The sequence below is a fragment of the Methylobacter sp. genome (assembly GCF_030680395.1).
GTDB lineage: Bacteria > Pseudomonadota > Gammaproteobacteria > Methylococcales > Methylomonadaceae > Methylobacter_A.
Genome location: NZ_JAUXVR010000027.1, coordinates 77,408 through 102,992, shown reverse-complemented (window position 1 = coordinate 102,992; position 25,585 = coordinate 77,408). Strand labels below are relative to the sequence as shown.

Sequence of the window (25,585 nt, the reverse complement as noted above, 5' to 3'; positions counted from 1 at the left end):
CTTAACATTTCTGTCTCACTTGTGAATCCCACACAAGCTCAAACACAAGGCTAAAAAGATGCACAAATACAACCTTATATACCGGCTCAGAAGCATCCCCCGCGTCCTTCGCCTTTCGCCATTCGCCTTGTGCCTTTTACTCGCCTCTTGTACCGGCAACATAAAAGACACCGAATCAGTTCATACCTTTATCGAACAAATGGCAGCCAAACACCAGTTCGATGAATCGGAACTTGATGATTTGTTTGAGACAGTCGAGATTAAGCCAGACATACTCAAAAGAATCGCCTCACCCTCGGAAGGCTTGCCCTGGTATAAATACCGCAAAATATTTCTGACCGAAGCGCGCATCGACGCCGGCGTACAATTCTGGCGGGACAATGCAGTGACGCTCGCCGCTGCGGAAAAACAATATGGCGTTCCGGCTGAAATCATTGTCGCCATTATTGGCGTTGAAACGCTGTTCGGAAAAAATACCGGCAACCATCGCGTAATCGATGCCCTGTCTACACTGGCTTTTGCCTATCCACCGCGCAGCAAATTCTTTCTCGGTGAACTTGAAAACTTCCTGCTGCTCTGCCGCGACGAACGCATTAACCCGGCCGATCCAATAGGCTCTTATGCCGGCGCCATGGGCATGCCGCAATTCATGCCCAGCAGTTTCAGAGCTTATGCCGTTGATTTCGATAACGATAATCGCCGCGACATCTGGCACAACAACAGCGATGTCATAGCCAGTATCGGCAATTATTTCGCGAAACATCATTGGCAAACCGGTCAAGCCATTGCTGTTCCCGTTACAGCTAAATACAAAAACTATGAAGCAGTTCTCAATAATGACCTTAAGCCGAATTTAAGTGTTGCTAAGTTAGAATCGCTCAACTTAATTACATCGAGGCAATTACCTTTAGACAGTAAAGTGAAACTGCTTAGCTTTGAACAGCAGCAACAAGGCGAAGAACTCTGGGCGGCATTAGACAATTTTTATGTCATTACCCGCTACAACCACAGTCCTTTATATGCCATGGCCGTTTATCAGTTAAGCCTATCTATTTTAAATAAAAAAGGCTCATTCCCATGAATAAGATCATACCGATATTCCTAATTTTTGTTTTATGCAGTTGTACCGCCGAACAAATCAAAACCAGCGACATCTCAAGCCAAACACCCGTTACAACTGCCCCCTCCAGACATCATTCAAGATTGAATGTTGGTAGTTCAGATACTACCAACACCGCCGACGAAGAAAATCTACTACCCCGTATCGCCCGCTACCTGAAACAGGGTGTAGCCTCCTGGTACGGCTCCGATTTCCACGGCAAAAAAACCGCATCCGGCGAAATATACGACATGTACGCCATGACCGCCGCTCACAAAACACTGCCTATTTCATCTTACGCTCGCGTCACCAACCTGGAAAATCAGCGTAGCGTTATTGTTCGTATCAATGACAGGGGCCCTTATCATGGCAATCGCGTTATGGATTTGTCTTACGCTGCCGCCCAGAAACTGGATCTTGAACAGGCGGGAACAGGGGCCGTTGAAATCAAGGCGATAGCGCCCGATCAGGCTTTAGCGCAACTGCAAAATGCCGCTGAGCAACAAGAAAAAAGCGTCTATTTGCAAGTAGGCACCTTCGGCAACAAAAAGAAGGCGCAGAAATTGCAAAATAAAATTTCCGCCCATCAATTACCTCAGCCTGAAATATTACCCTCAACACACAAAGGCTCTACTCTCTACAAGGTCCAAATGGGGCCTATCAAATCATCGGAAAGTGTCCACAAACTGAATATACAGCTGGCAAAGCTGGGTATAACAGCGACCCAATTTGTTACTGAGGCAGATCAAAAACAAATCGCCATGATACAATAAACATATGTTTTACTGAGCCCAACACCATTAGAGAGCAATGATCCTTTTTAAAAATATCCCCGTTTTATTATTTTTTAGCTTGTTGATTGCCACGACCACGGCAAACGCAGAAGGCACCGAAATCACAACCCCGGCAGCACCTACCATTGCTGCCAGCGGCTATATATTGATGAACCATGACACCGGCAAAGTACTGGCAGAAAACAATGCCGATGTTAAGCTTGCCCCCGCCAGTCTCACCAAGATCATGTCTGTTTATGTGGTGTTCAGGGAAATCAGCAATGGTCACTTACATTTAGACGACCTGGTCACCATCAGCCAAAAAGCCTGGGAAACGCCCGGCTCGCGCATGTTTGTCGAAGTCGGCAAGCAGGTTAAGGTTGAAGACCTGTTATTGGGAATCATCATTCAATCCGGTAACGATGCCAGCGTTGCTTTGGCTGAACATATCGCCGGCAATGAAACCACTTTTGCCGACATGATGAATCAACATGCCGAGCGTCTGGGCATGAAAAACAGCCACTTTCAGGATAGCAACGGGCTACCCATCGACAATCATTACACCACCGCACGAGATCTGTCGATACTCACCAGAGCTTTAATCAAAGAATTTCCCGACTACTACCGTTGGTTTTCACAAAAAGAATTCACCTTCAACAACATCGTTCAGCATAATCGCAATCAGCTGCTTTCTCGTGATGAGACCGTGGATGGCGTTAAAACCGGATTTACCGATGCCGCCGGCTATTGCCTGGTTGCCTCTGCGTTAAGAAACGACATGCGCCTGATTTCCGTGGTGATGGGCGCCAGCAGCCCTAACGCCAGAGCGAATGAAAATCAAAACCTGCTCAATTATGGTTTTCGTTTTTTTGAGGCGCACAAACTGTATCAAGGAAAAACGTCTCTGTCCGAAGCAAGAGTTTGGAAAGGCGACACTAAAAACCTGCAACTTGGCTTGGCGGAAGATCTTTATGCCACGATTCCCCGTGGCCATTACGCTGACCTGAAAGCCGTTATCACCATTGATAAAAAAATTACCGCGCCTGTTAAAGAAGGCACAAAGCTGGGCACTGTCAACGTCACGCTTAAAGATGAAGTGGTCGCCAACAAAGACCTGATAGCTCTTAAATCGGTAGAGCAAGGCAACATTATTCAACGTATCTATGACAGTGCAATGATGATGTTGGAGAAGTCGGATGCACAATAAAGCTGTCTATTTAAATGGGCAGTATCTGCCGCTTTGCGATGCCAAAATATCGGTTATGGATCGCGGCTTTTTGTTTGGCGACGGGATTTATGAAGTAATCCCCTCTTACTCGGGCTCATTGTTTCACTTTCAGGAACACATGGAACGGCTGGAAAACAGCCTGTCCTCGATTCGCCTGACTAATCCGCATGACCGGGCGCAATGGTTGGAAATCCTGACGCCATTGCTGGATAAAAATCTGGATCAATATATTTACCTGCAAATTACCCGTGGCGTCGCCTCCAAAAGAGACCATGCTTTTCCGGAAAACGTTACGCCTACCGTGTTCGCGATGTGCTCAAACATCGTGCCATTTGAAAACCTGGATTCCGGAGTAAAAGCCATCAGCGTTGATGACAGCCGCTGGGAACTGTGCAACGTTAAGGCCACCACGCTGTTGGCCAATATTCTGCTCAGACAACAGGCTGTAGAAAAAGGGTGTGCGGAAGCCATCCTGGTTAAAGACGGCTATGTAACCGAAGGCGCAGCAAGTAACATATTTGCCGTCATTGACGGCATCCTGATTACGCCGCCCATAGGCCATGAAATATTGCCGGGCATAACCCGCAACGTCATTCTGGACATCGCCAGGGAAAACGACATTCCCTACAGTGAAGACATCATTGCATTGGATGCCTTAAAAACAGCCAGCGAAATCTGGTTAACCAGCTCTACGCGCGAAATCGTACCGGTTGTTCAGCTTGATGATGAAACCATTGCAAACGGCAAACCCGGCCCCATATGGCGAACCATGAATCAATTATTCCAGGCTTACAAGCAATCCCGACCATGAGTGAAGAAACCCTATTAGAATTCCCCTGCCGATTCCCAATCAAGGCAATGGGTAAAGCCGATCTGGAACTCGACCTGCTGGTTATAGAAATCGTGCGTCGCCATGTCCCCGACATTCACGAAGGCGCGGTAACGACTCGCCCCAGCAAAGACGGCAATTACATCGCCGTAACCGTTATAATAGAGGCCTCCAGCAAGCAGCAACTGGATGCCATTTATCAGGATTTAACCGACCATCCTTATGTCTTGATGGCTTTGTAGAATCGTTGCAGCGCAACGTCGCCTCATGCCGATAACTATCCGCAATCTGGGCATCCAGCCCTATGAATCCACTTGGCAAGACATGCAGCGATTCACCCAAAATCGCGATGCAGAAACCGCCGATGAAATCTGGCTCACCGAACATCCTCCCGTTTATACGCTGGGCTTAAACGGCAAGCGTGAGCATCTGCTGGATACCGGCGCCATACCCGTCATTAATTCCGACCGGGGCGGACAGGTTACCTATCACGGCCCCGGCCAGCTGATTATTTATACCCTGATCGATATTAAACGGCTGAATCTCGGCGTCCGCCAACTGGTCACAACGCTGGAACAAGCCATGATCTTTGCCTTGGCACAATACGGCATTATCGCCATAGCCAGAGCCGATGCCCCCGGCGTTTACGTAGATAACAAAAAAATCGGTTCCATCGGCCTACGCATTAAAAGAAATTGCAGTTATCATGGCCTGAGTATTAACAATCATATGGATTTGCGCCCTTTCGACCACATCAATACCTGCGGTTATTCAGGACTTGAAGTTACCCAACTGGCCGATCTGGGCGTGACTGTCAGCAATGCTGAACTCTCCATTCCTGTTACCCAAGCTATCATGACGGCATTACAAAAATGACTTATCAAGCACCCTCCCGCTCCACTCCCGACTCCCACCAGCGCAACACCGAAAAGCTGGCAAAAATCCCGATCAAGGTGGAGCCGGCGGAAACGACTTTACGCAAACCCGAGTGGATACGCATAAAAATATCGGCCAGCGACGAAGTCGTCCGCATCAAGCAGTTGTTACGCGAAAACAACCTGCATACCGTTTGCGAAGAAGCCGCCTGCCCCAATCTGAGCGAGTGTTTCCAGCACGGCACTGCCACGTTCATGATCATGGGCGATTTGTGTACACGTCGCTGCCCTTTTTGCGATGTCGCGCATGGCAAACCGCTGGCGCTGGACAAAGACGAACCCCAGCATCTGGCCGATGCGATACAGGTAATGGCCTTGAAGTACGTCGTCATTACCTCAGTGGACCGTGATGATTTAAGAGACGGCGGAGCGGGACATTTTGCCGAATGCATCAGAAAAATCCGCCTGCAAACCCCCACTACCAAAATAGAAATCCTGGTGCCCGACTTTCGCGGACGCATCGAAAAAGCCGTAGCCATATTAGCCGAAGAACCCTGCGACGTATTCAATCACAACTTGGAAACCGTCCCCAGACTGTACAAACAAGTCCGCCCCGGTTCCGACTACCAAGGCTCGCTGAATTTACTTCAGCAATACCACCAAGCCCAGCCGCAAGTCCCCACCAAATCCGGTTTAATGCTTGGTGTAGGCGAACAGCCGCACGAAGTTCATCAGGTCATGAAAGATTTATTGGCCCACGGCTGCTCAATGCTGACCATAGGCCAATACCTGCAACCCAGCAAAGCTCATTTGCCGGTTGAAAGCTACATCACACCCAAACAATTCGACGAATACGGCGCAGTTGCCAAGGCCCTAGGGTTTAAGCAAGTCGCCAGCGCACCGATGGTCAGATCGTCATACCATGCTGACCTTCAGGCTAAGGGCGTAATGCTCGACTGACATACATCGCTATTCTCATCACGCTTATAAATTCGGCACTTTCTACTGACCAGCAATTCTAAGCTACGCGTCATCCCGGCATCTCCTGCCGGGATGACGCGTTATATGAGCTCCTATACATTCAAAGGATAGGCCGGGCTTTTAATCATCCTGTTCTCGCAACAAGGCGGTTGACTTATTCAAATTATTCCATACCATTGCAATATGGCTACGAAACATCGCTTTCGCAACAAATACCGACTTGAGATAAGAGAAGACGATTCTCCGCCGATGCATGCGCACTTGGTTGGAGGCAATTTTGATGTATTTATTAACCTGGAGACCCTGAACTGCACCGGTACCTTCCCGCGCGGATTGCGCAAAGAGGTAATGGAGTGGGTTACGGAAAACCGTGATGAATTGATTGAGGAATGGAATAGTGGCATCAATGAAACGACCCCGCCTGGCAGCGGTTGAACCTTTACCGAACTATCAGCTAAAAATGACCTTTATTAACGGCTGCATAATGACCGTGGATAAGGGTGAAGCTATTTTCGCCAAACCGAGCCTCACGCCTTTGCGCGACCCGGCCGCCTTTGCCAAGGTTCAGCTCGCAAACAGCATAGGTTGGACGATCGAATGGCCGGATTTTGACATTCAAATAGGAGCCGATACCTTGTGGTTGGAAGCGCTGCTTCAAGCGGCCACCGATGAAGACACCCGCACATTCATCGCCTGGCGGCTGCATAACGGGCTGTCGTTAGCCGGTGCAGCCCAAGCATTGGGCATGACCACACGCACCATGAGCGCCTACGGAACCGGTGCCCGCCCCGTCCCGCACCACATTGCCCTGGCCTGCAAGGGCTGGGAAGTTGAGAATCGTTAAGGGGGCTTAATAGGGATGTTTGAGATGTATCGGGCAAAACAAAAATCCGTCGCCATATTGGTCATAAGCTACATGCCCGATCAATACGGCTGATCGTTCGACCGTTTAGTTGTGTTGGTACGCATCGAGTGCCATTTCCCAACCATAACCCTCCAAACTGCCAGATGCGTGCCCTACTGGACTTCGTTGAATTTATAAGTCATTGACGAATCCAGTAATCTTTTATCATTATCATAGGACATACTGATATACTTTTCTTTTCTTTCTAAAACACAGAGTCACCCCACAACCATGGCTAGCGCGGACCAACTCAAAGCCTTACTCAAATCGCATATCGACGGTGACGATGGTCATTTTTACGCTGTCGCAATGCAAGTGGCTGCGCATGAGGCTAAACTGGGTCACGGCAAGCTGGCGGAAGATTTGCGCTCAATGATCGACGCCGGCAAGGTACACCGCTCTACTGTTTCCATCGAAAAACGGCCAACCCCAATCATCCAGCCGCGTGGAGAAATGACCACACTGCTTGACGCTTCTTATCCGAAAGCACGCCTGGCTGAAATTGTGTTGGACATAACTACTGAGGAACATTTGCAGCGGATTATCAAGGAACAACGGCATTTTGCCAAAATTCAAGCTCATGGTCTGTCTCCGCGCCGCAAAATTCTCTTGGTCGGCCCCCCTGGTACTGGCAAGACACTCACTGCCTCGGTGTTGGCTGGAGAATTAGGTATTCCATTGTTTGTGGTTCGGTTGGATGCGTTGATCACTAAGTTTATGGGCGAAACTGCCGCCAAACTGCGGCAGGTTTTCGATAGCATCGCCTCAGTGCGCGGTGTTTATTTCTTTGATGAGTTTGATGCTATCGGTGCGCAACGCGGCTTTGTTAACGATGTAGGAGAAATTCGTCGAGTTCTCAATAGTTTTCTGCAAATGCTTGAACGAGACGAGTCAAACAGTGTCATTATTGCCGCCACGAACCATCCGCAAGCACTTGATTATGCGTTGTTCCGGCGTTTTGACGATGTCATCGAATACGGTTTGCCAAACCGTACGCAGATCATTGAGGTTTTGAAATTCAAACTGTCCGGTTTCAAAATCGTTAAACCAGTATGGGCCAGCCTAGCCGAAATCGCCGAAGGCTTGAGCCATGCTGAGTTGACTCGCGCAGTTCAAGATGCGATTAAGGATGCGGTTATCCATGACAGGAACACTCTGACTTCTGCTGACTTGAAAAAGATGTTGAGAGAGAGGCAAATCATGAAGCAACGCAAAATTTTTACACCTGAAACTTAATTCTCTAGTGACCTTATGGATGAAAGTCGAACCTCCCGCCGATATCATTTTGTTCTTTCCAATACATCACAAACCGAGCCTTACACTCCGATAACGAAAGGGGGCGGAGACAAAAAACTCCCCGAATTGGATCGTGCCACTCATGGACAAACATTGCTTGGTCAGCTATCCAGCCTTAAATCTATCGCTAATGAAGCCAAACATCAACAACAGCAAGCAGGAATAACATCCGGCCTTGGCTTGCAAATCCAATTCTCAAGTCTGCCTGATGTGGAGTTGGCTATACAAAGCCTCTCTAATGCCCGCGCTGGAATCGAACTGTTAAATGTCCGGCGCGATGACCACCACACCTATGCCACTGTATTTGTGCCAGATGGTAAGCTGGATGTGTTCGAACGAAAAATTCAGGATTACATTGCGGAACGTAAAGGCAACAAGGGGCAGGCACTAGACAATAAACCACTAATAAATACCATCAGTGAAATCCGCAACGCCGCTTTCAACGAGTTATGGACAGACGATCCATCGGCCTTACCTGCTACGGAACAGGAACCAATTTGGTGGGAAGTATGGCTTCCTATTCTTAAAGACAGGATGTCAACTATCCATCGCTTTCGCTCTGTTGCCGAGCAAATCGGTTTTGGACTTTCTGCCGACGAGCTGCATTTTCCCGAACGCAGTGTATTGCTCATGTATGGCACACAAGAGCAGATTCAACAGTCCATGATGCTACTCAACAGTGTCGCTGAACTCAAACGCGCAAAAGAAACCGCTGAATTTTTCGACACACTGAACCCAACAGAGCAACGGGAGTGGGTCGATGAATTGCTCGAACGGACGCAATGGCCTTTGGAAAATGTACCCCATATCTGCATACTCGATACCGGCGTTAATATTGGGCATCCATTACTTGCACAAAGTTTGAACGTCGACGACCTGCATACCAATGAACCTGCCTGGGGTGTCGCTGATCAAGCCGGTCATGGTACGGAAATGGCCGGTTTAGCGGTCTGGGGTGACCTGACTCATAGCTTGGCAAGCTCTAATCCAGTCGTACTGACCCACCGTCTTGAATCCGTGAAAATTTTACCTCACAACGGTGGAAATATCGGCCGCCATCACGGCAATTTGACATTGGAAGCGGTCGCTCGACCAGAAGTCTCGGCACCGTATCGTCAACGAGTTTTCAGTATGGCAATCACTGCCAAGGACAATAGAGATCAAGGCAAACCTTCCGCTTGGTCTGCGACGCTAGATCGTCTAGCTTGCGATGTGGATGGTGAAGGACTTATACCTCGTTTGATTATTGTATCCGGCGGCAATATTGACGATATTAATGCTTGGGGCGGCTATCCATTCAGCAACAGTACTGACAGCATTCACGATCCAGGGCAAGCTTGGAATATTCTTACAGTTGGGGCTTACACCGAAAAAACTAACATCACTGAAGCGGACACCCAAGGCTATTCAGCTGTTGCTCCTTTCGGTGGATTAAGCCCTTTCAGCACAACATCAAGGACTTGGCAAAAACATTGGCCTTTAAAACCGGATGTGGTTTTTGAAGGCGGAAATGTGGCAAAAAGTGCGTTAGGGCCAGTGACTATACACAGTCTCAACTTGCTGACAACGCATCACGAACTTACTGAACGTTTACTGACTACAACTAATGCAACCAGTGCTGCCACAGCTTTGTGTTCACGCATGGCCGCGCAACTCATGGCCCAGTATCCTAATCTCTGGCCGGAAACGGTGCGAGCTTTGATTGTGCATTCGGCAGAATGGACCGAGCAAATGAAGGCCGATTTTTTGGACGTACGTGAGCGAAGCGGAGATTATCAACACTTGATTCGTCATTGCGGCTTTGGTGTACCCAACCTGGAGCGCGCCTTATGGAGCGCGTCCAACTCGTTAACCCTAATCGTCCAAGACGAACTTCAGCCGTTTGTACGAGAAGACGATAAGGGAGAGCCAAAATTGCGTGAAATGCATCTGCATTCCCTACCTTGGCCTCAAGAAGCCTTAATGAATTTAGGAGAAACCCCAGTTGAGATGCGTGTGACACTTTCTTATTTTATCGAACCTAGTCCCGGTATTGTTGAACGAGGCGCGGGCGGACGCTATCGTTATGAATCCCATGGTTTACGTTTTGATGTTAAACGTCCTGAGGAAAAAAATGATAATTTTCGTGCCCGCATTAACCAACGGGTACGCGATGCGGAAGATGGAAGCTATTCCGGCGGTGGCTCCGACTATAATTGGCAGTTGGGGACAGCCTTGCGCCATCTTGGCTCACTGCATTCCGACACGTGGACAGGGACAGCGGCAGCACTTGCCGAGCGGGGCGTTCTCGCCGTATATCCGGTGACAGGTTGGTGGAAAACCCGCAAGAAAGAGGGACGTTACGACAAAAAAGCGCGCTATGCCCTTACTGTTTCTATTCGCACACCCAAGACAGATATTGATTTATATAACGCTATCGAAAGCTTGGTCGCGATTGCCACGTAGAAATAAGGTTTAGGCCAGCAGCGCGCATTCTAAATCGCCTTACTTGACCGCCCGCAACAAATTGCCGCAATACAGCTCCTTGCCGGTTTTTGTCCGCATCCATAGTTGTTTTATTTCCAGTTGATTTGCAGAAAAATACTGCCCGGCAGATGCTGCCAAATCTGCCAGCTCTACTTTGGGTGAGTAAGTGTTAAGAATTAAAAACGCCCCCGGATTCATCAGCCCGTACGCTGTTTCTATCAAGCCGGACAGGTGATTTTCCAATTTCCATTTTTCGCCTTTAGCGCCTAATCCCCAGGCGGGTGGGTCCATGATGATGCCGTCGTATTGTTTGCCCCGTTTCAATTCGCGTTGAGCAAATTTTAACGCATCCTCAAGCACCCATTTAATACCGGAAAGATGACTCGGCAATTGCTCCATGCATTGCTCTACCTCCTGCATCTCTGCAGTCGTGCGTTCCATATTCTCGTTGGCCCAGGTGATCATTTGCCTGACCGAATCCACATGCGTCACTTCCGCTCCACTGCCGCGGGCAACCAGCGATGCAGCGCCGGTGTAGGCAAATAAATTCAAGACCTTTTGCCCGGCACTAACCCGTTCTTTAATAAAATGCCAGTTTGCCTGTTGTTCGGGGAATAATCCCACATGCTTGAATTTGGTCAGCTTTAAGCCGAAATTGAAGTTTCCGTAGGAAATAAGCCATTGTTCTGGCGCATGCGGCTTGATGTTAAGCCAGCTGCCTTGTGTTGAGGATTGTTCTTCAAATTCCCAATGCGCCCTGTCTTGCCATTGGGCATAAGACCATCCCGGTTTGAAATTGGCTTGGATTTCCGGACGAATAGTAATGACCGTTCCCCAGCGTTCAAGCTTCTTGCCGTCGCCTGCATCAAGCAGCTCGTAATCAGGCCAGGGCTGGCCATATTCGCGTGGAATTATTCCGGTTTGTGTTTCTTCGTTCATGCAATCGCCATTTTCATTGGCAGACATATCAATATTTCATTTATAAGACATCAAAATCTTTTGCACTAAACTTGCACGATCTTGAATGTTGACGCGTCCGCCGTATTGTAGCATCGAATCGATATTGAATTGACCTGCCTCAAGGCAACATAAGCCCGCCAATAAACTTAGCGCAGCAGCTTGCTCACGCCGCTAGATCAATCTATTCATCGATTCATAGACAAGGTTTAACAACATCACCTGATTGGTAAGCCCAAGCTCATGAAACAGTACCCCATGCGAGAACTTTGGTAGCGCATCTTTCTTTTTGCTGGGCAACTGCTGAATACTTCGAATCGTCACGCTGGTATCTATATGCGCGCTCTGATTGGTCGGTTTTATAGGAAAGTCGAAAGAAATTAAAGCTTCTTCATTAAGCTCACCCAGTGCACTATCGGTAATTATTGCGGCGCCTGTGACACTGATATCGGCAATGACACCGGCTTGAGCTATGCCGTTGATCTGCACCGGCAGATTCACTTTGGCTCTGATAGCACCGCGTAATGTGACGGATTTAATATCCGTGGGAAAGCTTAGATGCATATAATGGTGCGGGGCTCTGAAGATGGTTTTTACATTACAAGTCAACGTAAACACATCCACTCCTGACAATATCCGCAGGGTAACCTGCTCACCTAGCTGAATTTGAATGGAAAGCCCATTCTCAACAGGTGTCTTTATTATCAAGTACTCTTTATCTACGTAGCCGATGAGCTCTGTATAATAAATTAATTGCTTGGAGCCATTTTGCATCGCCATTTGCAAGCGTGCTCCGACTTGCAGATTAATATCCTTAAAAATAATCATCTTGTTTTCATCCAAATTCTAATGCGCTTTTGATTATACAAATAAACAACACAACTAGAAAGGATACTCTCTACCCTACTGACTACCAAGCATAGAATCTACACACGACAACTTCAATACAAGCCCAATTGTAACTGGGCCACTTCCGACATCATTTCTCTCGACCAGGGCGGATCAAGCACCACTTCGACATTAACGCCGGCAACTCCGGGCAATGCGCGGATGCATTTTTCCACGTCGCTCTGGATAACAGGCCCCATTCCGCAGCCTGGGGCGGTCAGGGTCATGATGACATGGACATCATTCAGGCCTTCATCTACCGGGGTTACTTTGCACTGATAAACCAGCCCAAGATCAACGATATTGACCGGGATTTCCGGATCGTAAACCGTCTTCATCACTTCCCAGCAGTTTTTTTCAACCGCCGCCGCATCGGTTTCCGATACCAGCGTATGCAGTTGATTCGGTTCCTTGCCCAAAGCATCGGCATCCGCTCCGGCAATACGCACCATGTGACCGTGTTCGGTGACCACGGTATAGTTGTCGCCGAGCGCCTGATGAATGGTGACTATCTGGCCTTGACTTAAAGTTCCGGTATTGCCGTCAGGGATAGTAACAATATTGACATCTCGGGTTAAAACAACGTCTTCTCTTTCAGCCATAATAGTTCAGTTATAGATAGAAGGTTCGGGCATCGATAGCCTGGCCGGTTACGCCTATACTTTCTGAGCCGAATAAATACAGATAAATGGGAGCCAATGATTGCATTGATGGCAGTCTGCTTTTATCTTCCGCCGGATAGGCCCGTTTTCTTAACGGGGAGTCTACCGGCCCCGGTATCAGGGTATTGACCCGGATTTTGCCGAAGGCTTCATGTTCATCGGCCAGTATGTTTGCCAAGCCTTCCAAGGCTATTTTTGAAACGCCGTACGCGCCTGCATAGGCGGGCGCTTTTCTGGCGGAAGAATCGGACGTGAATACGATAGACGCATGTTCGCTCTTTTGCAGTACCGGTAATAAAACCCTGCACAGTAAAAAAGGCGCATTCAGGTTGACGTTTAAAGTATGCCCCCAATCTTTGGTTTTGTGCGTGGCGATTGGGGAAAAGGCGCTGAACTCTACCGCTGAATGCAAAATGCCTTGCAGCGAACCGTAATTTTCACCAATCTTGTCGGCCAATTCCTCATACTCGTTTTCATTGGCACCGGCCAAGTCAAACGGATAAATGATCGGCTCAGGCGCCTTGATTGTCAGAATCGCATCGTAAACCGCTTCCAGTTTGGCGATGTTTTTATCCAGTAAAATGATGTGCGCACCGTGTTTGGCCAGCGCCAGAGCAGCAGTGCTGCCAAGACCTCCGCCGGCACCGGTAATTAAGATGACTTGATTTGTTAACGGCATGGTAGGGAGGCTATCCAGGTTGATATTTGATCGGGCGACTCGATTAATGCATCAGCGCCCCAGGTTTCCGGAGTATCTCCGGGTTTAATGTAACCGTAAAGCGCAGCCAGTGTTTTCATCTGCGCATTTTTCCCGGCAGTAATGTCATGCAGGGCATCGCCGATATAGACGCATTCCTGCGGATCGACCTCCGCCTGTTTGCAGGCTAGCAGCATCGGTTCCGGATGGGGTTTGGGGTTGGCGGTAGTATCCCCGCTGACGATGCAGGCGGCGCGGTCGGTCAGCTTTAACGCCGCCATCAACGGGTTGGTGAAACGCTCCCGCTTATTGGTAACCACGCCCCACTTCAGTCCTTGCGCTTCAATCGCAGCCAGCGTATCGACCATACCCGCGAAAAAAACCGTGTGTTCGGCAATATTATTCTGATAATGAGTCAGCATGGTTTCCAGAATATCGGTCTTTGATTGATCGTCAAGTTCAGGTTGGCTGGCTTTGATCATTGCCGCCGCGCCATATGATATAAACGGTTTGATAATTTCAGCTGCAACGGTATCAAAGCCGTGGATGTTTAGCGCGCGGTTCAGGCATGAAATCAAATCCGGCGCGGTATCCACCAGAGTACCGTCAAGGTCGAATAATACGCAGGATAATTTGAAATCGGCAGACATGTCTTACGCGGAACGCTTAAAGGCAGCGATGTAATTGACGTCAATGTCTTTGCCAAGGCTGAAATGTTTGGTGAACGGATTGTATTCAATGCCTACCATGCCCTGCAACTCAAGACCTGCCGCACGCGCCGACTGACACAACTCCGACGGCTTGATGAAGGTTTTAAAATCATGAGTACCTTTGGGTAACATTTTCAGGACATACTCCGCTGCAAAGATGGCCAATAAATACGCCTTGGGTTTACGGTTGAGCGTCGAAAAAAACACCATGCCGCCGGGTTTAACCATTCTGGCGCAAGCGGAGATGATCGAGCCGGGATCAGGCACATGCTCGAGCATTTCCATGCAGGTCACATGATCAAAATTTTCCGGCTGCTGTTCGGCCAAGGCTTCGGCGCTGATTTTTTGATAATGCGCGTTAATACCGGACTCAAGCCCGTGCAGGTCGGCAATATCAATCAGGTCTTCGCTAAGATCAATACCCAACGCATCAGCGCCGTGTTTAGCCAGGCCTTCGGTTAAAATACCCCCGCCGCAACCGACATCAACGATGCGTTTACCTGCAATATCCGCATAACGCTGGATAAACTGGAGTCGTAGCGGGTTAATATCATGTAGGGTTTTGAATTCGCCCTGAGTATCCCACCAGCGTTCCGCCATCGAGCCGAATTTATGGATTTCGTGCGGGTGTACATTGTCTGTTGCTGTCATCATGCTAACCATAATTTGAGGTTGATATAGTGTACTATATTACTAGGTTATTCGTCATATGTTGTTCTACGCAAACAGTTTTTATAATACCTGATTTGAGTAAGACACATCCATCATAACGACACCTCATTAATTTTTTATTTTAGGTGTTTGTTGTCTGCCGGACAAAAAAAAGGCCGATGCAACCGCATCGGCCTTCTATTTAACCCATCAATTTACAGGGTATTAACTGCATTCAATTCCTGAAAAGCTTGTTCCAAACGAGTCGCCATGCCGACTTCACCGGCACGTTGCCAGACGCGTGGATCGTAGTATTTCTTGTTTGGTTTGTCGTCACCGTCAGGGTTGCCGATTTGACCTTGCAAATAACCTTCGTTTTGTTTGTAGTAGTTCATGATACCTTCCCAAGTTGCCCATTGGGTGTCGGTATCGATGTTCATCTTGATAACGCCGTAGCTAATCGATTCCTTGATTTCTTCAGGTGTTGAACCTGAACCGCCGTGGAATACAAAATTCAGAGTGTTGGTTGGAACGCCGAATTTTTCAGAAACGTATTTTTGTGAGTTAGCCAAAATGCTGGGCGTCAATTTAACGTTACCCGGCTTATAAACACCGTGAACGTTACCGAATGAAGCCGCAATCGTGAAACGATGGCTTATTTTACTTAACTCGTCATAAGCATAGGCTACATCTTCTGGCTGAGTGTACAGCATGGAATGATCCATATCACTGTTGTCAACGCCGTCTTCTTCGCCGCCGGTGCAACCTAATTCGATTTCCAGGGTCATGCCCATTTTGGTCATGCGCGCCAGATATTGACCGCAGATTTCGATGTTTTCTTGCAGGCTTTCTTCAGATAAATCGAGCATATGCGAACTGAATAATGGCTTGCCGGTTGCTGCAAAATGTTTTTCGCCTGCATCTAACAAGCCGTCAATCCAAGGCAATAGTTTTTTAGCTGCATGGTCAGTGTGCAAAATGACCGGTACGCCATAAGCTTCAGCCATTGCGTGTACGTGTTGAGCGCCGGAAATTGCACCCAAAATAGCGGCTTGCTGGCCTTCTGCTTTAAGGCCTTTACCGGCAACAAATGCTGCGCCGCCATTGGAAAACTGGATTACGACAGCCGATTTTACTTTCGCGGCCGCTTCCAACGCTGCATTAATCGAATCAGTGTTAATGACATTTACCGCAGGCAATGCAAAATGGTTTTCTTTGCAAATCGCAAAGATTTTTTGTACGTCATCGCCAGTTACAACACCGGGTTTTACTATATCTAAAATTTTCTGTGACATTAAGGGTTCCTGTTTCAATCTGTTACGTTGAGAATAATCAAGCCGAGAGTCATTGCGGTTGCGGGTACAAATACCCACAGCCCAATGCGGTCTGCCGGCTATTATAAAGTGTGTTCATATAATAGGCTACTTGCCAATATGGTGACCCAGTGACAATTGCCCATTATTCGGGGCTAAAGCCCCTCCTACAGTACATCCAATTGCGCATAAGCCAGTATCAGCCACTTGAGGCCTACTTGCTTGAAGTTGATCTGCACTCTTTCCTGCGCACCGTCGCCTTCCATCTGCAACACCACGCCTTCACCGAACTTGGCATGACTGACGCGTTGCCCCAGCTTGTATTTCCCCTCTGTTTGCAACAGCTGCGCCTTCGGTTTTACCGAGGTCACCGGACGCGTCACGGTGGCGCGCATCCTGACTTCCTGGATATGTTCCGCCGGAATCTCGCGCAGAAACCGTGACGGCTTGGGATAAGTTTCCCGGCCGTATAAACGCCGGGATTCGGCATAGGTCAGATACAACTGCCGCATGGCGCGGGTAATGCCGACATAGCAAAGCCTGCGTTCCTCTTCCAGCCGCCCGACATCGTCAACAGACTGCTGCGACGGAAACAAGCCTTCTTCCATGCCGACCAGAAACACCTGCTTAAACTCCAGCCCTTTGGCGGAATGCAGGGTCATCAGCTGCACACAATCCTCGAAGTCGTCGCCTTGCAGCTCACCGGATTCCAGTGTCGCATGCGTCAGAAACATATCCAGCTCGCCCAGATTTTCTTGATCTTCCAGATCGCCGATGGTGGTGGTGTCAAAAAGCCGCGCCGCATTGACCAGCTCTTCCAGGTTTTCTACTTTTTCTTCGCCTTTGTCCGCCTTGTCCTTTTGATACAGCTCGATCAGGCCGCTTTTTTCGACCACCAGTTTGACCTTTTCAAAAAGCTCCAAGCCTTCCGCCTGCCCGTCAAACCGCTTAATCAACTCCAAAAAACCTATCAGCGCATTAGTCGCCCTTGCCGACAGGGTGCGCTGATTAATCAGCACGATCGCTGCCGCCCATAACGAAAGGCTTTGATCTCTGGCAATGCTCCGAATGTCGTCGATGGTTTTGGCGCCTATGCCGCGCGTCGGGGTGTTGATCACCCGTTCAAACGAAGCATCGTCATCGCGGTTGGACATCAGCCGCAAATAAGCCAGCGCGTTTTTAATTTCCACCCGCTCAAAAAAGCGCAACCCGCCGTAAACCCGGTAGGGTGTGCCGGTGGTCATCAATCTTTCTTCAAACTGCCGGGACTGGGCGTTGGATCGATACAGAATGGCGGTATCCTTGCGCAGTCCGCCCTCATTGACCCAAGCCCTGATGCGCTCGACCACAAAATGGGCTTCATCCTGTTCGTTAAATGCCGCGTACAGAGAAATCAAATCGCCATCACCGGCATCGGTCCATAGCTCTTTGCCCATGCGACCGTCATTAACGCTGATCACTTTGTTGGCGGCTTTCAGGATATTGCCGGTCGAGCGGTAATTTTGTTCCAGCTTGATGACTTGATGATTCGGGTAATGCTTTTGAAAGCTGTAGATATTCTCGATTTTCGCGCCGCGCCAGCCGTAGATGGACTGATCGTCATCGCCCACCACGAAGATATTATCCTTACCCTCGGTCAACAACCGCAACCAGGCATATTGTATGGTGTTGGTATCCTGAAACTCATCGACATGGACCTGCCTGAAACGCTGCTGATAAAAATCCAGCACATCGGGATTATCGCGCAGCAATTCATGCGCCCGCAGCAGCAGCTCGGCAAAGTCCACCAAACCGGAGCGATCGCACAGTTCCTCATACGCCTTATATATAATCAGCATTTGCCGCTGGTAAGGATCGCCGGTCTCCATCATATGCCGCGCCCTGATGCCCTCGTCTTTTTGCGCATTGATATACCACTGCACTTGGCGCGGAGGCCACTTGTCGGCATCGAGATTAAGCGTACTTAACAGGCGCTTGATCAGCCGCAGCTGGTCGCCGGAATCCATCACCTGAAAAGTTTCCGGCAATTTGGCTTGCTTGGCATGTCGCCTTAATAACCGGTGCGCTACGCCGTGAAAAGTGCCTATCCACATGGATTGTGCGGACATGTTGAGCAAATCCTCAATCCTGCCGCGCATTTCCTTGGCCGCTTTATTGGTAAAAGTGACCGCCAGAATACTATGCGCCGACACGCCCAGCACCTGAATCTGCCAGGCGATGCGATGTACTAAAACACGGGTCTTGCCGCTACCCGCTCCCGCCAAAACCAGCATGGCTTGGGAAGGTGCGGTAACTGCCTGACGCTGGTCATCATTGAGGGGATCGATTATTGAAGTTACATCCATTGCCTAAGGCACCTACTGTTGATATTTTTTCGCTTGCACATTTTTCGGAGCTGTGTATATTGCATGAGGTTCAATAATGACGAACTGAACCGTTGCTTTGTTTAAAGATAATAATAACTACACACAGAGGATTTTAAGATGAATTTTGATTTTAAACGTATGCTTAAATTTGAACACAATGTTGGCGAGAAGGAAAAGAAATACCGTCTATATGCGGGATCGGCACTTCTGGTTATTTCTCTTTTCGTTCCTGGCGGTGAGGTTCTTTTGTTATTGGTGGGCTTGGTTCTTGTTGCAACAGGTTATTCAGGTTGGTGCCCGGTCTATTCAGGGCTTAACAAAAATACCTGCGAAACAACTGAAGGCAGCTCCACAGAAAGCGATTCTACAGAAAGCTAAGCTACAAAGGCACAAGACAAAAACCGGAATTTAGTCTTGTGCCTTTTGTCTTAAATTTCTCATCTTCCTACTCTTCTTTACGAAATTCACCTTCCAACACATTATTTTCAGCCGCTTTTGCCTGCTGAAAGTGCGCTCCAGCCTGTACAAGATAATGTTCAATCACATATTGAGCAATTTTTCTGCGTAATTGTGGAATTAAACAGGCAAAGCCAATTATATCCGTAATAAAACCCGGTGTTAGCAATAAAGCTCCCCCTACCAGAATAAGAGGCCCTTCTACCATTTCATAAGCGGGAATCACTCCTTGCGCCAAACTCTCCTGAAACCGCTGAAATGTTGCAAAGCCTTGCTGTTTCAATAGCCAAGCGCCCAGCATCGCAGTAAACACCACCAGCAAAATGGTCGGAAATGCACCGATAATTGCTCCCACCTGTATCAACAAATAAATTTCTGCAAAAGGAATAATCAGAACGACCAGAAATAGTGTTTGAAAAATTTTCATCTAAAGTACTCTTATTGTAATCATCGTTATTACAATATAAGGGCAATTCCGGTTAATTTCTAGGATAATATCTGACGCTCCAGTTTTTATGACCTGTAACATGCCTGCTAACCATCAAATAATCTTCTGCACTTGCCCTGATAAAGACACGGCGGAAAAAATTGCCCGACTGCTGGTCGCAAATAACGAGGCCGCCTGTGTAAATATTTTACCCGGCATGACCTCTATTTACACATGGAAGGAACAAATTGAATCTGCCCAAGAACATCTACTGCTGATCAAGGCGCATAAAGATCGCTATCAGGCTATTGAAACCACCCTGCGCAATCATCATCCTTACGAACTGCCTGAAATAATTGCCATCCCCATTGAGCGGGGCTTACCTGAATACCTGAATTGGATAGATTCATGCCACTCTTTAAAATAATTGTTCTCTGCTTCCTGTCGCTTGTCAGCCAATCAGCCTTTGCGCTGGGCGCTGACGAAGTTCTGCCGCCTAACCAGGCCTTTAAGGTTTCGGCAAAAGCGCTTGCTGCCGATCGGATTGAAATTTCCTGGGATATAGCCGAAGGTTATTATCTTTACCGCAATAAAATGCATTTTGAGTCCAAAACCGGGCAAATCCGGTTAGGCGAACCCGGTTTTCCGACCGGCCAAACCAAGCATGACGACAACTTTGGCGATGTGGTTATTTACCGCAACGCCCTGAACATCCCGGTTGGCTTAACCATTGAAAACGGCGCATCGTCCCTGCAACTGTCGGTGCAATATCAAGGCTGTGCCGATCAGGGTATTTGCTATCCGCCTCAGAAAACCACTTTCGATCTCAAGCTACCCACGCCTGTTGTCAACGTCGACCCGGTCAAGCAACTGATAAAAGGCGCTCAAAGCTTAAAACTTAACTTGTTTGAAGATGACCAATCCGCCAGGAGCGGATTGGCCCGTTATGAACTGCTGCCGCCGGATCAGGCTTTCGAGTTTTTTGCGTCGGTCAAAGATGATCATTCCCTGCATGTTAACTGGCATATTGCAGACGGTTATTACCTTTACCGGGAAAAAGTTCAATTTGAATTGATTAACGCCGACGGCGTAAAGCTTGGGACTTATGACATTCCCAGAGGTACGCCTAAACAGGATGAAGCCTTTGGTCAGGTTGAGACGTTCCACAACGAACTCGACTTTGACCTGCCTCTTATCCGTTCCAGCCAAGCAGCGCAAACCATTACCCTGCTGGCCAAATACCAGGGTTGCGCCGACCGCGGCGTTTGCTATCCGCCGATGAGCAAAAAAATCGACCTGGCCTTGCCAATAGCACAGCAACGAGCCGCGCAGGAACTTTCCGAACAGGATCAAATCGTGCAGTCCTTGCGCAAGGACAGCTTGCCGATAACCTTGCTCAGCTTTTTCGGGTTCGGCTTGTTGTTATCGCTGACCCCGTGCATTTTTCCGATGATTCCGATTTTATCGGGCATTATCGTCGGACATGGCAACCGGATCACCACCACCCGAGCCTTTTTACTGTCGCTCAGTTATGTCGTCGCCTCAGCACTGACCTACACGGTGTTCGGCATACTTGCCGCGTTGTTCGGCAGCAACTTGCAAACCACTTTTCAGCAGCCTTGGATTATCGGCCTGTTCAGCGCTATTTTTGTGCTGCTGTCCTTGTCCATGTTCGGCTTTTATCATCTGGAACTGCCCAAATCGTTACAGGTCAAGCTGCATAATTCCAGCGAAATACACCGCGACGGTTCGCTTTGGGGCGCCGCTATCATGGGCTCGTTATCCTCACTGATCGTCGGCCCCTGTGTCGCCGCGCCGCTGGCGGGTGCGCTGATTTATATCGGCCAGACCGGCGACGCGGTGTTAGGCGGCAGCGCCTTATTTGCGTTGGGCCTGGGCATGGGCGTACCGTTACTATTGCTGGGTGCCTCCGCCGGAAAACTGTTACCCAAGGCCGGAAACTGGCTTAATTCCACCAAAGCGGTATTCGGCGTGATTATGCTGGCAGTTGCGGTATGGATGCTCAGCCGGATTTTACCGGGCAACGTGATCATGATGCTGTGGGCGATGCTGCTGATATTTCCGGCCATTTACCTCAGCGCCGTCGATCCGCTGCCCGAAAACAGTTCCGGTTGGCGCAAGCTGTGGAAAGGCCTAGGCTTGATGATGCTGGCTTACGGCCTGTTATTATTGATTGGTTTCAGCCTGGGCAACAGCAATCCGTTAAAGCCGCTGCAAGGACTCGGCTTGAGTACTGCTCAAGCCGCAGAGCCGGGGATCGTTTTTGAACGAGTCTCCTCAATAGCGACGCTGGAAGCCCGAATCAAGCAGGCCGCCGCCAATCATCAACCGGTGCTGCTGGATTTTTACGCCGACTGGTGCATCTCGTGCAAGGAAATGGAAACTTATACCTTTGCAGACCCGCGCGTAAAACAGGCGCTCAAAGGCTATGTACTGCTACAAGTTGATGTCACTAATAATTCGGATGACGATAAGGCGCTGTTGACTAAATTCAACCTGATCGGGCCTCCGGCCATTTTGTTTTTCGGTTTGGATCATCAGGAAAAAATCGCCAACCGAGTCATCGGTTATCAGGATATCGAAACCTTTATTAAATCGCTGCCGCGCACCCCATCATGAAACAGACAGGCCTGATTATTATTACCGCGATTATTGCCTTGGCTCTTGGCGTAACCACCCGGCATCTTTTTCCATCTGCTGAGAAAACCGGCATTAGCGCTTTACCCGAGTTCAACCTGCCTGACCTGTCCGGCCATCAGCACAACATTTCCGAATGGCGGGACAAAATATTAGTGATCAATTTCTGGGCGACATGGTGCCCGCCCTGTCTTAAAGAAATCCCCGGCTTTATCGCCTTGCAGGAACAATATGCCGACCAAGGCGTACAGTTTATCGGCGTCGCTTTGGAGGACAGGGAGCCGGTTGCCAAGTACGCCGCCGCAACCAACATCAATTATCCGATTCTATTGGGCAGCGATAATGGCATCGCCTTGGCTCATCAACTGGGCAATAGCGTCGATGCGGTTCCCTACACCCTCATTGTTGACCGGCAAGGGCAAATCATAAGTCGACATCCGGGGGAGTTTTCCAAAGAGCAAATAACGGAAATTATTACTCCCTTATTAAACTAAACATCACCGGCTTAAAGTTAAAAAATGAGTACGGAACAGCAAACCAGAAAAAACATCATCGACAAAGCGCTTGAGTCCGCAGGCTGGAAGATCAACGATCCAACCCAAGTCATACTGGAGTTCGATATAAATGTAGGTTTGCATCCAGATATATCTGAACCGCAAACACCTTACCAAGGCCACCAGTTCAGTGACTATGTGCTGCTTGGTAAAGATGCTAAACCTCTTGCAGTGGTAGAAGCAAAAAAAACCAGCAAAGACGCAGCCTTAGGCCGTGAACAAGCCAAACAATACTGCTACAACATGCAAAAAGACAAAGGTAGCGAACTGCCTTTCTGCTTTTACACAAATGGATTGGAAATCTATTTCTGGGATCTGGAAAATGGCCCGCCTCGCAAGATCGTTGGCTTCCCTACCCTTGATGACCTGGAGCGTTTTAGCTATATTCGGCGAAATAAGAAATCACTTACAGAAGAACTCATCAACACCGAAATCGCAGGGCGCGATTATCAAATCCGGGCTATCCGCGCTGTGCTGGAAGCGATTGAGCGCAAACAGCGTGACTTTTTATTGGTCATGGCTACCGGCACAGGTAAAACCCGTACCTGCATTGCATTGGTCGATGCGCTGATGCGCGCTAGTCATGTCGAGCGGGTATTGTTTTTAGTCGACCGTATCCCCCTGCGCGAACAGGGATTAGCCGCATTTAAAGAATATCTGCCCAACGAACCGCGCTGGCCCAAGGTAGGAGAAAAGCTGATTGCCAAAGACAGGCGAATCTACATCTCTACCTACCCAACCATGCTCAACATTATTCGCGACGAATCCGGCAGCTTATCGCCGCATTTTTTCGATTTGATTGTCATCGATGAAAGTCACCGCTCCATCTACAACACCTACGGCGAAATTCTCGATTATTTCAAGGCCATTAATCTGGGCCTGACGGCGACGCCGACGGACGTGTTAGACCACAACACGTTCAAATTGTTCACCTGCGAAGATGGCCTGCCCACCTTTGCCTATACCTACGAGGAAGCGGTTAATAACCACCCGCCGTATCTATGCAATTTTCAGGTGATGAAAATTCAAACCAAATTCCAGATGGAAGGCATCAGCAAGCGCACCATTAGTTTGGAAGATCAGAAAAAACTTATCCTTGAAGGTAAAGATGTCGAAGAAATTAACTTTGAAGGAACCCAGCTGGAAAAACAGGTCATCAACAAAGGCACCAATACCCTTATCGTTAAAGAATTTATGGAGGAATCCATTAAAGACGGCAATGGCGTATTACCGGGTAAAACCATCTTCTTCTGCGCTTCCATAGCCCACGCTCGCCGTATCGAAGAAATTTTCGACAAACTCTACCCTCATTATCATGGTGAACTTGCCAAGGTATTAGTCTCCGATGATCCAAGGGTTTATGGTAAAGGTGGGCTACTCGACCAGTTCACCAATAATGACATGCCGCGCATCGCTATCAGCGTGGATATGCTCGACACAGGTATCGACGTGCGTGAAATCGTCAACCTCGTTTTTGCCAAACCGATTTATTCCTACACCAAATTCTGGCAGATGATCGGTCGCGGCACGCGTTTACTCGAACCTAAAAAAATCAAACCTTGGTGTACCGAGAAAGACGTTTTTCTGATTCTCGACTGTTGGGACAACTTTGAATACTTCAAACTACAACCCAAAGGCAAAGAGCTTAAGCCGCAACTGCCTTTGCCGGTGCGTTTGGTGGGTATTCGACTGGATAAAATCGAAAAAGCGCTGGAGTTAGGTTGTAAGGACATCGCCGTCAAAGAAAGCACCATCCTGCGCCTGCAAATTCAAGAACTTCCGAAAAACTCCGTAGTCATCATCGAAGCAGCTTCAGCACTGAATCAGATTGCCGATGATAACTACTGGAGCAAACTCAACGCGCAGAAAATCGAATTTCTGCGCGTTGAAATCAAACCTCTTTTTAGAACAATATCGCAGGCTGATTTTAAGGCCATGCGTTTTAGCAAAGATGTACTGGAAATTTCACTGGTCTTATTAAGCAAAGAAATTTGGTCAACAGAAGAAAAAGACCAATTTGAAACGTTAAAAGACGGCTTGGTTGAACAAATCAGCGAGCTGCCTCTAACCGTGCCTATGGTGGCCCGCGAAGAAAACCTGATTAAAAGCGCCCAACAACATTATTATTGGTCAAACTGCACAGATGCCACACTGGACGAGCTGGCGGAAAAACTCGGTCCACTGATGAAATTCCGCGAGCTGCAAAATCCCGGTGCAGGCCCGGTAAAACTCGACCTCACTGATGTCCTGCACAACAAAGAAAAAGTGGAGTTCGGTCCGCAAAATGAGGCAGTTAGTATCACTCGCTACAGGGAAATGGTCGAGGAACTAATAACTGAACTCACCAACAACAACCCGATACTCCAGAAGATAAAAGAGGGCGCTGACATATCAGATTTTGAAGCGGAAATGTTAGCCAAGTTGCTCAACGAAAAACATCCGCATATTACCGAAGACTTACTTCGCAACGTCTATAGAAACCGAAAAGCACGGTTTATCCAGTTTATTCGGCATATACTCGGTATCGAAATACTTACCAGCTTCCCTGATACCGTCAGCAAAACCTTCGATCAGTTTATTGCCGAGCATACCCACCTCAACAGCCGTCAGCTGGAGTTTTTATGTCTGTTAAAGAACTTCATCATTGAACGTGAAAAAGTCGAAAAACGCGACCTTATCCAATCACCGTTCACAGTGATTCATCCCCAAGGCATACGTGGCGTATTCAGCCCCGCTGAAATTAATGAGATTTTAGAATTAACCGAACGATTAGCGGCTTAAGATTAAAAGCAAGC

At 48.4% G+C, this 25,585-nt stretch carries 25 protein-coding genes; 16 read left to right on the top strand and 9 right to left on the bottom strand.

Features of this window, described 5'->3' with window-relative positions; all coding sequences use genetic code 11:
* Positions 1 to 58: 58 nt before the first annotated feature.
* The 11 genes from mltB to Q8L79_RS11885 all read left to right on the top strand — a co-directional run bounded on the left by mltB (position 59) and on the right by Q8L79_RS11885 (position 10,430).
* Positions 59 to 1,081, top strand: a complete 1,023-nt coding sequence (gene mltB / locus Q8L79_RS11935) for a lytic murein transglycosylase B (protein ID WP_305271533.1) — start codon at positions 59 to 61, stop codon at positions 1,079 to 1,081.
* Complete coding sequence (locus Q8L79_RS11930; RefSeq protein ID WP_305271530.1) at positions 1,078 to 1,872, top strand: septal ring lytic transglycosylase RlpA family protein; 795 nt, start codon at positions 1,078 to 1,080, stop codon at positions 1,870 to 1,872. Before mltB ends, Q8L79_RS11930 begins: the two co-directional genes overlap by 4 nt.
* Before the next feature lie 37 nt (positions 1,873 to 1,909).
* A complete protein-coding gene (locus Q8L79_RS11925) occupies positions 1,910 to 3,079 on the top strand; it encodes a D-alanyl-D-alanine carboxypeptidase family protein (RefSeq protein ID WP_305271527.1) in 1,170 nt (389 codons plus the stop codon).
* Positions 3,069 to 3,911: a D-amino acid aminotransferase gene (locus Q8L79_RS11920; protein WP_305271524.1), complete on the top strand. Its 843-nt coding sequence runs from the start codon at positions 3,069 to 3,071 to the stop codon at positions 3,909 to 3,911. Before Q8L79_RS11925 ends, Q8L79_RS11920 begins: the two co-directional genes overlap by 11 nt.
* The gene (locus tag Q8L79_RS11915) at positions 3,908 to 4,171 is read left to right on the top strand and encodes a YbeD family protein (protein WP_305271522.1); all 264 of its coding nucleotides are present in this window, start codon (positions 3,908 to 3,910) and stop codon (positions 4,169 to 4,171) included. Before Q8L79_RS11920 ends, Q8L79_RS11915 begins: the two co-directional genes overlap by 4 nt.
* A gap of 25 nt (positions 4,172 to 4,196) precedes the next feature.
* A complete protein-coding gene (lipB, locus tag Q8L79_RS11910) occupies positions 4,197 to 4,805 on the top strand; it encodes a lipoyl(octanoyl) transferase LipB (protein WP_305271519.1) in 609 nt (202 codons plus the stop codon).
* Complete coding sequence (lipA, locus tag Q8L79_RS11905) at positions 4,802 to 5,764, top strand: lipoyl synthase (protein WP_305271516.1); 963 nt, start codon at positions 4,802 to 4,804, stop codon at positions 5,762 to 5,764. The genes lipB and lipA overlap by 4 nt, the downstream gene beginning before the upstream one ends.
* Positions 5,765 to 5,968: 204 nt before the next feature.
* Positions 5,969 to 6,220 carry a DUF4160 domain-containing protein gene (locus tag Q8L79_RS11900; RefSeq protein WP_305271513.1) on the top strand — a complete coding sequence of 84 codons (252 nt, stop codon included), beginning with the start codon at positions 5,969 to 5,971 and terminating at the stop codon, positions 6,218 to 6,220.
* Positions 6,192 to 6,629, top strand: a complete 438-nt coding sequence (locus tag Q8L79_RS11895; protein WP_305271510.1) for a DUF2442 domain-containing protein — start codon at positions 6,192 to 6,194, stop codon at positions 6,627 to 6,629. Before Q8L79_RS11900 ends, Q8L79_RS11895 begins: the two co-directional genes overlap by 29 nt.
* Before the next feature lie 291 nt (positions 6,630 to 6,920).
* Positions 6,921 to 7,925, top strand: coding sequence for an AAA family ATPase (locus Q8L79_RS11890; RefSeq protein ID WP_305271507.1), 1,005 nt, complete (start codon positions 6,921 to 6,923; stop codon positions 7,923 to 7,925).
* A 15-nt stretch (positions 7,926 to 7,940) separates the two neighbouring features.
* Positions 7,941 to 10,430: a S8 family peptidase gene (locus Q8L79_RS11885; protein ID WP_305271502.1), complete on the top strand. Its 2,490-nt coding sequence runs from the start codon at positions 7,941 to 7,943 to the stop codon at positions 10,428 to 10,430.
* A 39-nt stretch (positions 10,431 to 10,469) separates the two neighbouring features.
* On the opposite strand, the gene Q8L79_RS11880 is transcribed toward Q8L79_RS11885, so the two are convergent.
* From Q8L79_RS11880 to uvrD, 8 genes are all read right to left on the bottom strand, one after another.
* Positions 10,470 to 11,417 carry a class I SAM-dependent methyltransferase gene (locus tag Q8L79_RS11880; RefSeq protein WP_305271499.1) on the bottom strand — a complete coding sequence of 316 codons (948 nt, stop codon included), beginning with the start codon at positions 11,415 to 11,417 and terminating at the stop codon, positions 10,470 to 10,472.
* A gap of 165 nt (positions 11,418 to 11,582) precedes the next feature.
* A complete protein-coding gene (locus Q8L79_RS11875) occupies positions 11,583 to 12,251 on the bottom strand; it encodes a flagellar brake protein (protein WP_305271496.1) in 669 nt (222 codons plus the stop codon).
* A 98-nt stretch (positions 12,252 to 12,349) separates the two neighbouring features.
* A complete protein-coding gene (sufT, locus tag Q8L79_RS11870; protein WP_305271494.1) occupies positions 12,350 to 12,898 on the bottom strand; it encodes a putative Fe-S cluster assembly protein SufT in 549 nt (182 codons plus the stop codon).
* Between the two features lie 10 nt (positions 12,899 to 12,908).
* A complete protein-coding gene (locus tag Q8L79_RS11865; RefSeq protein ID WP_305271492.1) occupies positions 12,909 to 13,637 on the bottom strand; it encodes an SDR family NAD(P)-dependent oxidoreductase in 729 nt (242 codons plus the stop codon).
* A complete protein-coding gene (locus tag Q8L79_RS11860; RefSeq protein WP_305271490.1) occupies positions 13,628 to 14,305 on the bottom strand; it encodes an HAD family hydrolase in 678 nt (225 codons plus the stop codon). Before Q8L79_RS11860 ends, Q8L79_RS11865 begins: the two co-directional genes overlap by 10 nt.
* A gap of 3 nt (positions 14,306 to 14,308) precedes the next feature.
* On the bottom strand, positions 14,309 to 15,016 hold the full coding sequence (gene ubiG / locus Q8L79_RS11855) for a bifunctional 2-polyprenyl-6-hydroxyphenol methylase/3-demethylubiquinol 3-O-methyltransferase UbiG (RefSeq protein WP_305271627.1): 708 nt from the start codon (positions 15,014 to 15,016) through the stop codon (positions 14,309 to 14,311).
* Positions 15,017 to 15,231: 215 nt separating this feature from the next.
* Positions 15,232 to 16,311 carry a class II fructose-bisphosphate aldolase gene (gene fbaA / locus Q8L79_RS11850; protein WP_305271488.1) on the bottom strand — a complete coding sequence of 360 codons (1,080 nt, stop codon included), beginning with the start codon at positions 16,309 to 16,311 and terminating at the stop codon, positions 15,232 to 15,234.
* 185 nt (positions 16,312 to 16,496) lie between these two features.
* Positions 16,497 to 18,674 carry a DNA helicase II gene (gene uvrD / locus Q8L79_RS11845; protein WP_305271485.1) on the bottom strand — a complete coding sequence of 726 codons (2,178 nt, stop codon included), beginning with the start codon at positions 18,672 to 18,674 and terminating at the stop codon, positions 16,497 to 16,499.
* 138 nt (positions 18,675 to 18,812) lie between these two features.
* On the opposite strand from uvrD, the gene Q8L79_RS11840 reads away from it, so the two are divergent.
* Positions 18,813 to 19,073: a DUF2892 domain-containing protein gene (locus Q8L79_RS11840; RefSeq protein ID WP_305271483.1), complete on the top strand. Its 261-nt coding sequence runs from the start codon at positions 18,813 to 18,815 to the stop codon at positions 19,071 to 19,073.
* Between the two features lie 67 nt (positions 19,074 to 19,140).
* Here the strand turns inward: Q8L79_RS11840 and Q8L79_RS11835 are convergent, their stop codons facing one another.
* The gene (locus Q8L79_RS11835; RefSeq protein ID WP_305271478.1) at positions 19,141 to 19,578 is read right to left on the bottom strand and encodes an FxsA family protein; all 438 of its coding nucleotides are present in this window, start codon (positions 19,576 to 19,578) and stop codon (positions 19,141 to 19,143) included.
* 100 nt (positions 19,579 to 19,678) lie between these two features.
* Here Q8L79_RS11835 and cutA point away from each other — a divergent pair, with 100 nt between their 5' ends.
* Genes cutA through Q8L79_RS11815 form a run of 4 tightly spaced genes read left to right on the top strand, consistent with a single transcriptional unit; the run spans position 19,679 to position 25,571 of the window.
* Entirely contained in the window at positions 19,679 to 20,005 is a 327-nt protein-coding gene (gene cutA, locus Q8L79_RS11830) for a divalent-cation tolerance protein CutA (protein ID WP_305271475.1), read from the top strand.
* A complete protein-coding gene (gene dsbD / locus Q8L79_RS11825; RefSeq protein WP_305271472.1) occupies positions 19,987 to 22,218 on the top strand; it encodes a protein-disulfide reductase DsbD in 2,232 nt (743 codons plus the stop codon). The genes cutA and dsbD overlap by 19 nt, the downstream gene beginning before the upstream one ends.
* A complete protein-coding gene (locus Q8L79_RS11820) occupies positions 22,215 to 22,730 on the top strand; it encodes a TlpA disulfide reductase family protein (protein ID WP_305271469.1) in 516 nt (171 codons plus the stop codon). The genes dsbD and Q8L79_RS11820 overlap by 4 nt, the downstream gene beginning before the upstream one ends.
* Before the next feature lie 24 nt (positions 22,731 to 22,754).
* Positions 22,755 to 25,571 (top strand): DEAD/DEAH box helicase family protein, encoded by a 2,817-nt coding sequence (locus Q8L79_RS11815; RefSeq protein ID WP_305271466.1) that lies wholly within the window; start codon positions 22,755 to 22,757, stop codon positions 25,569 to 25,571.
* The last annotated feature ends 14 nt before the right edge of the window (positions 25,572 to 25,585 follow it).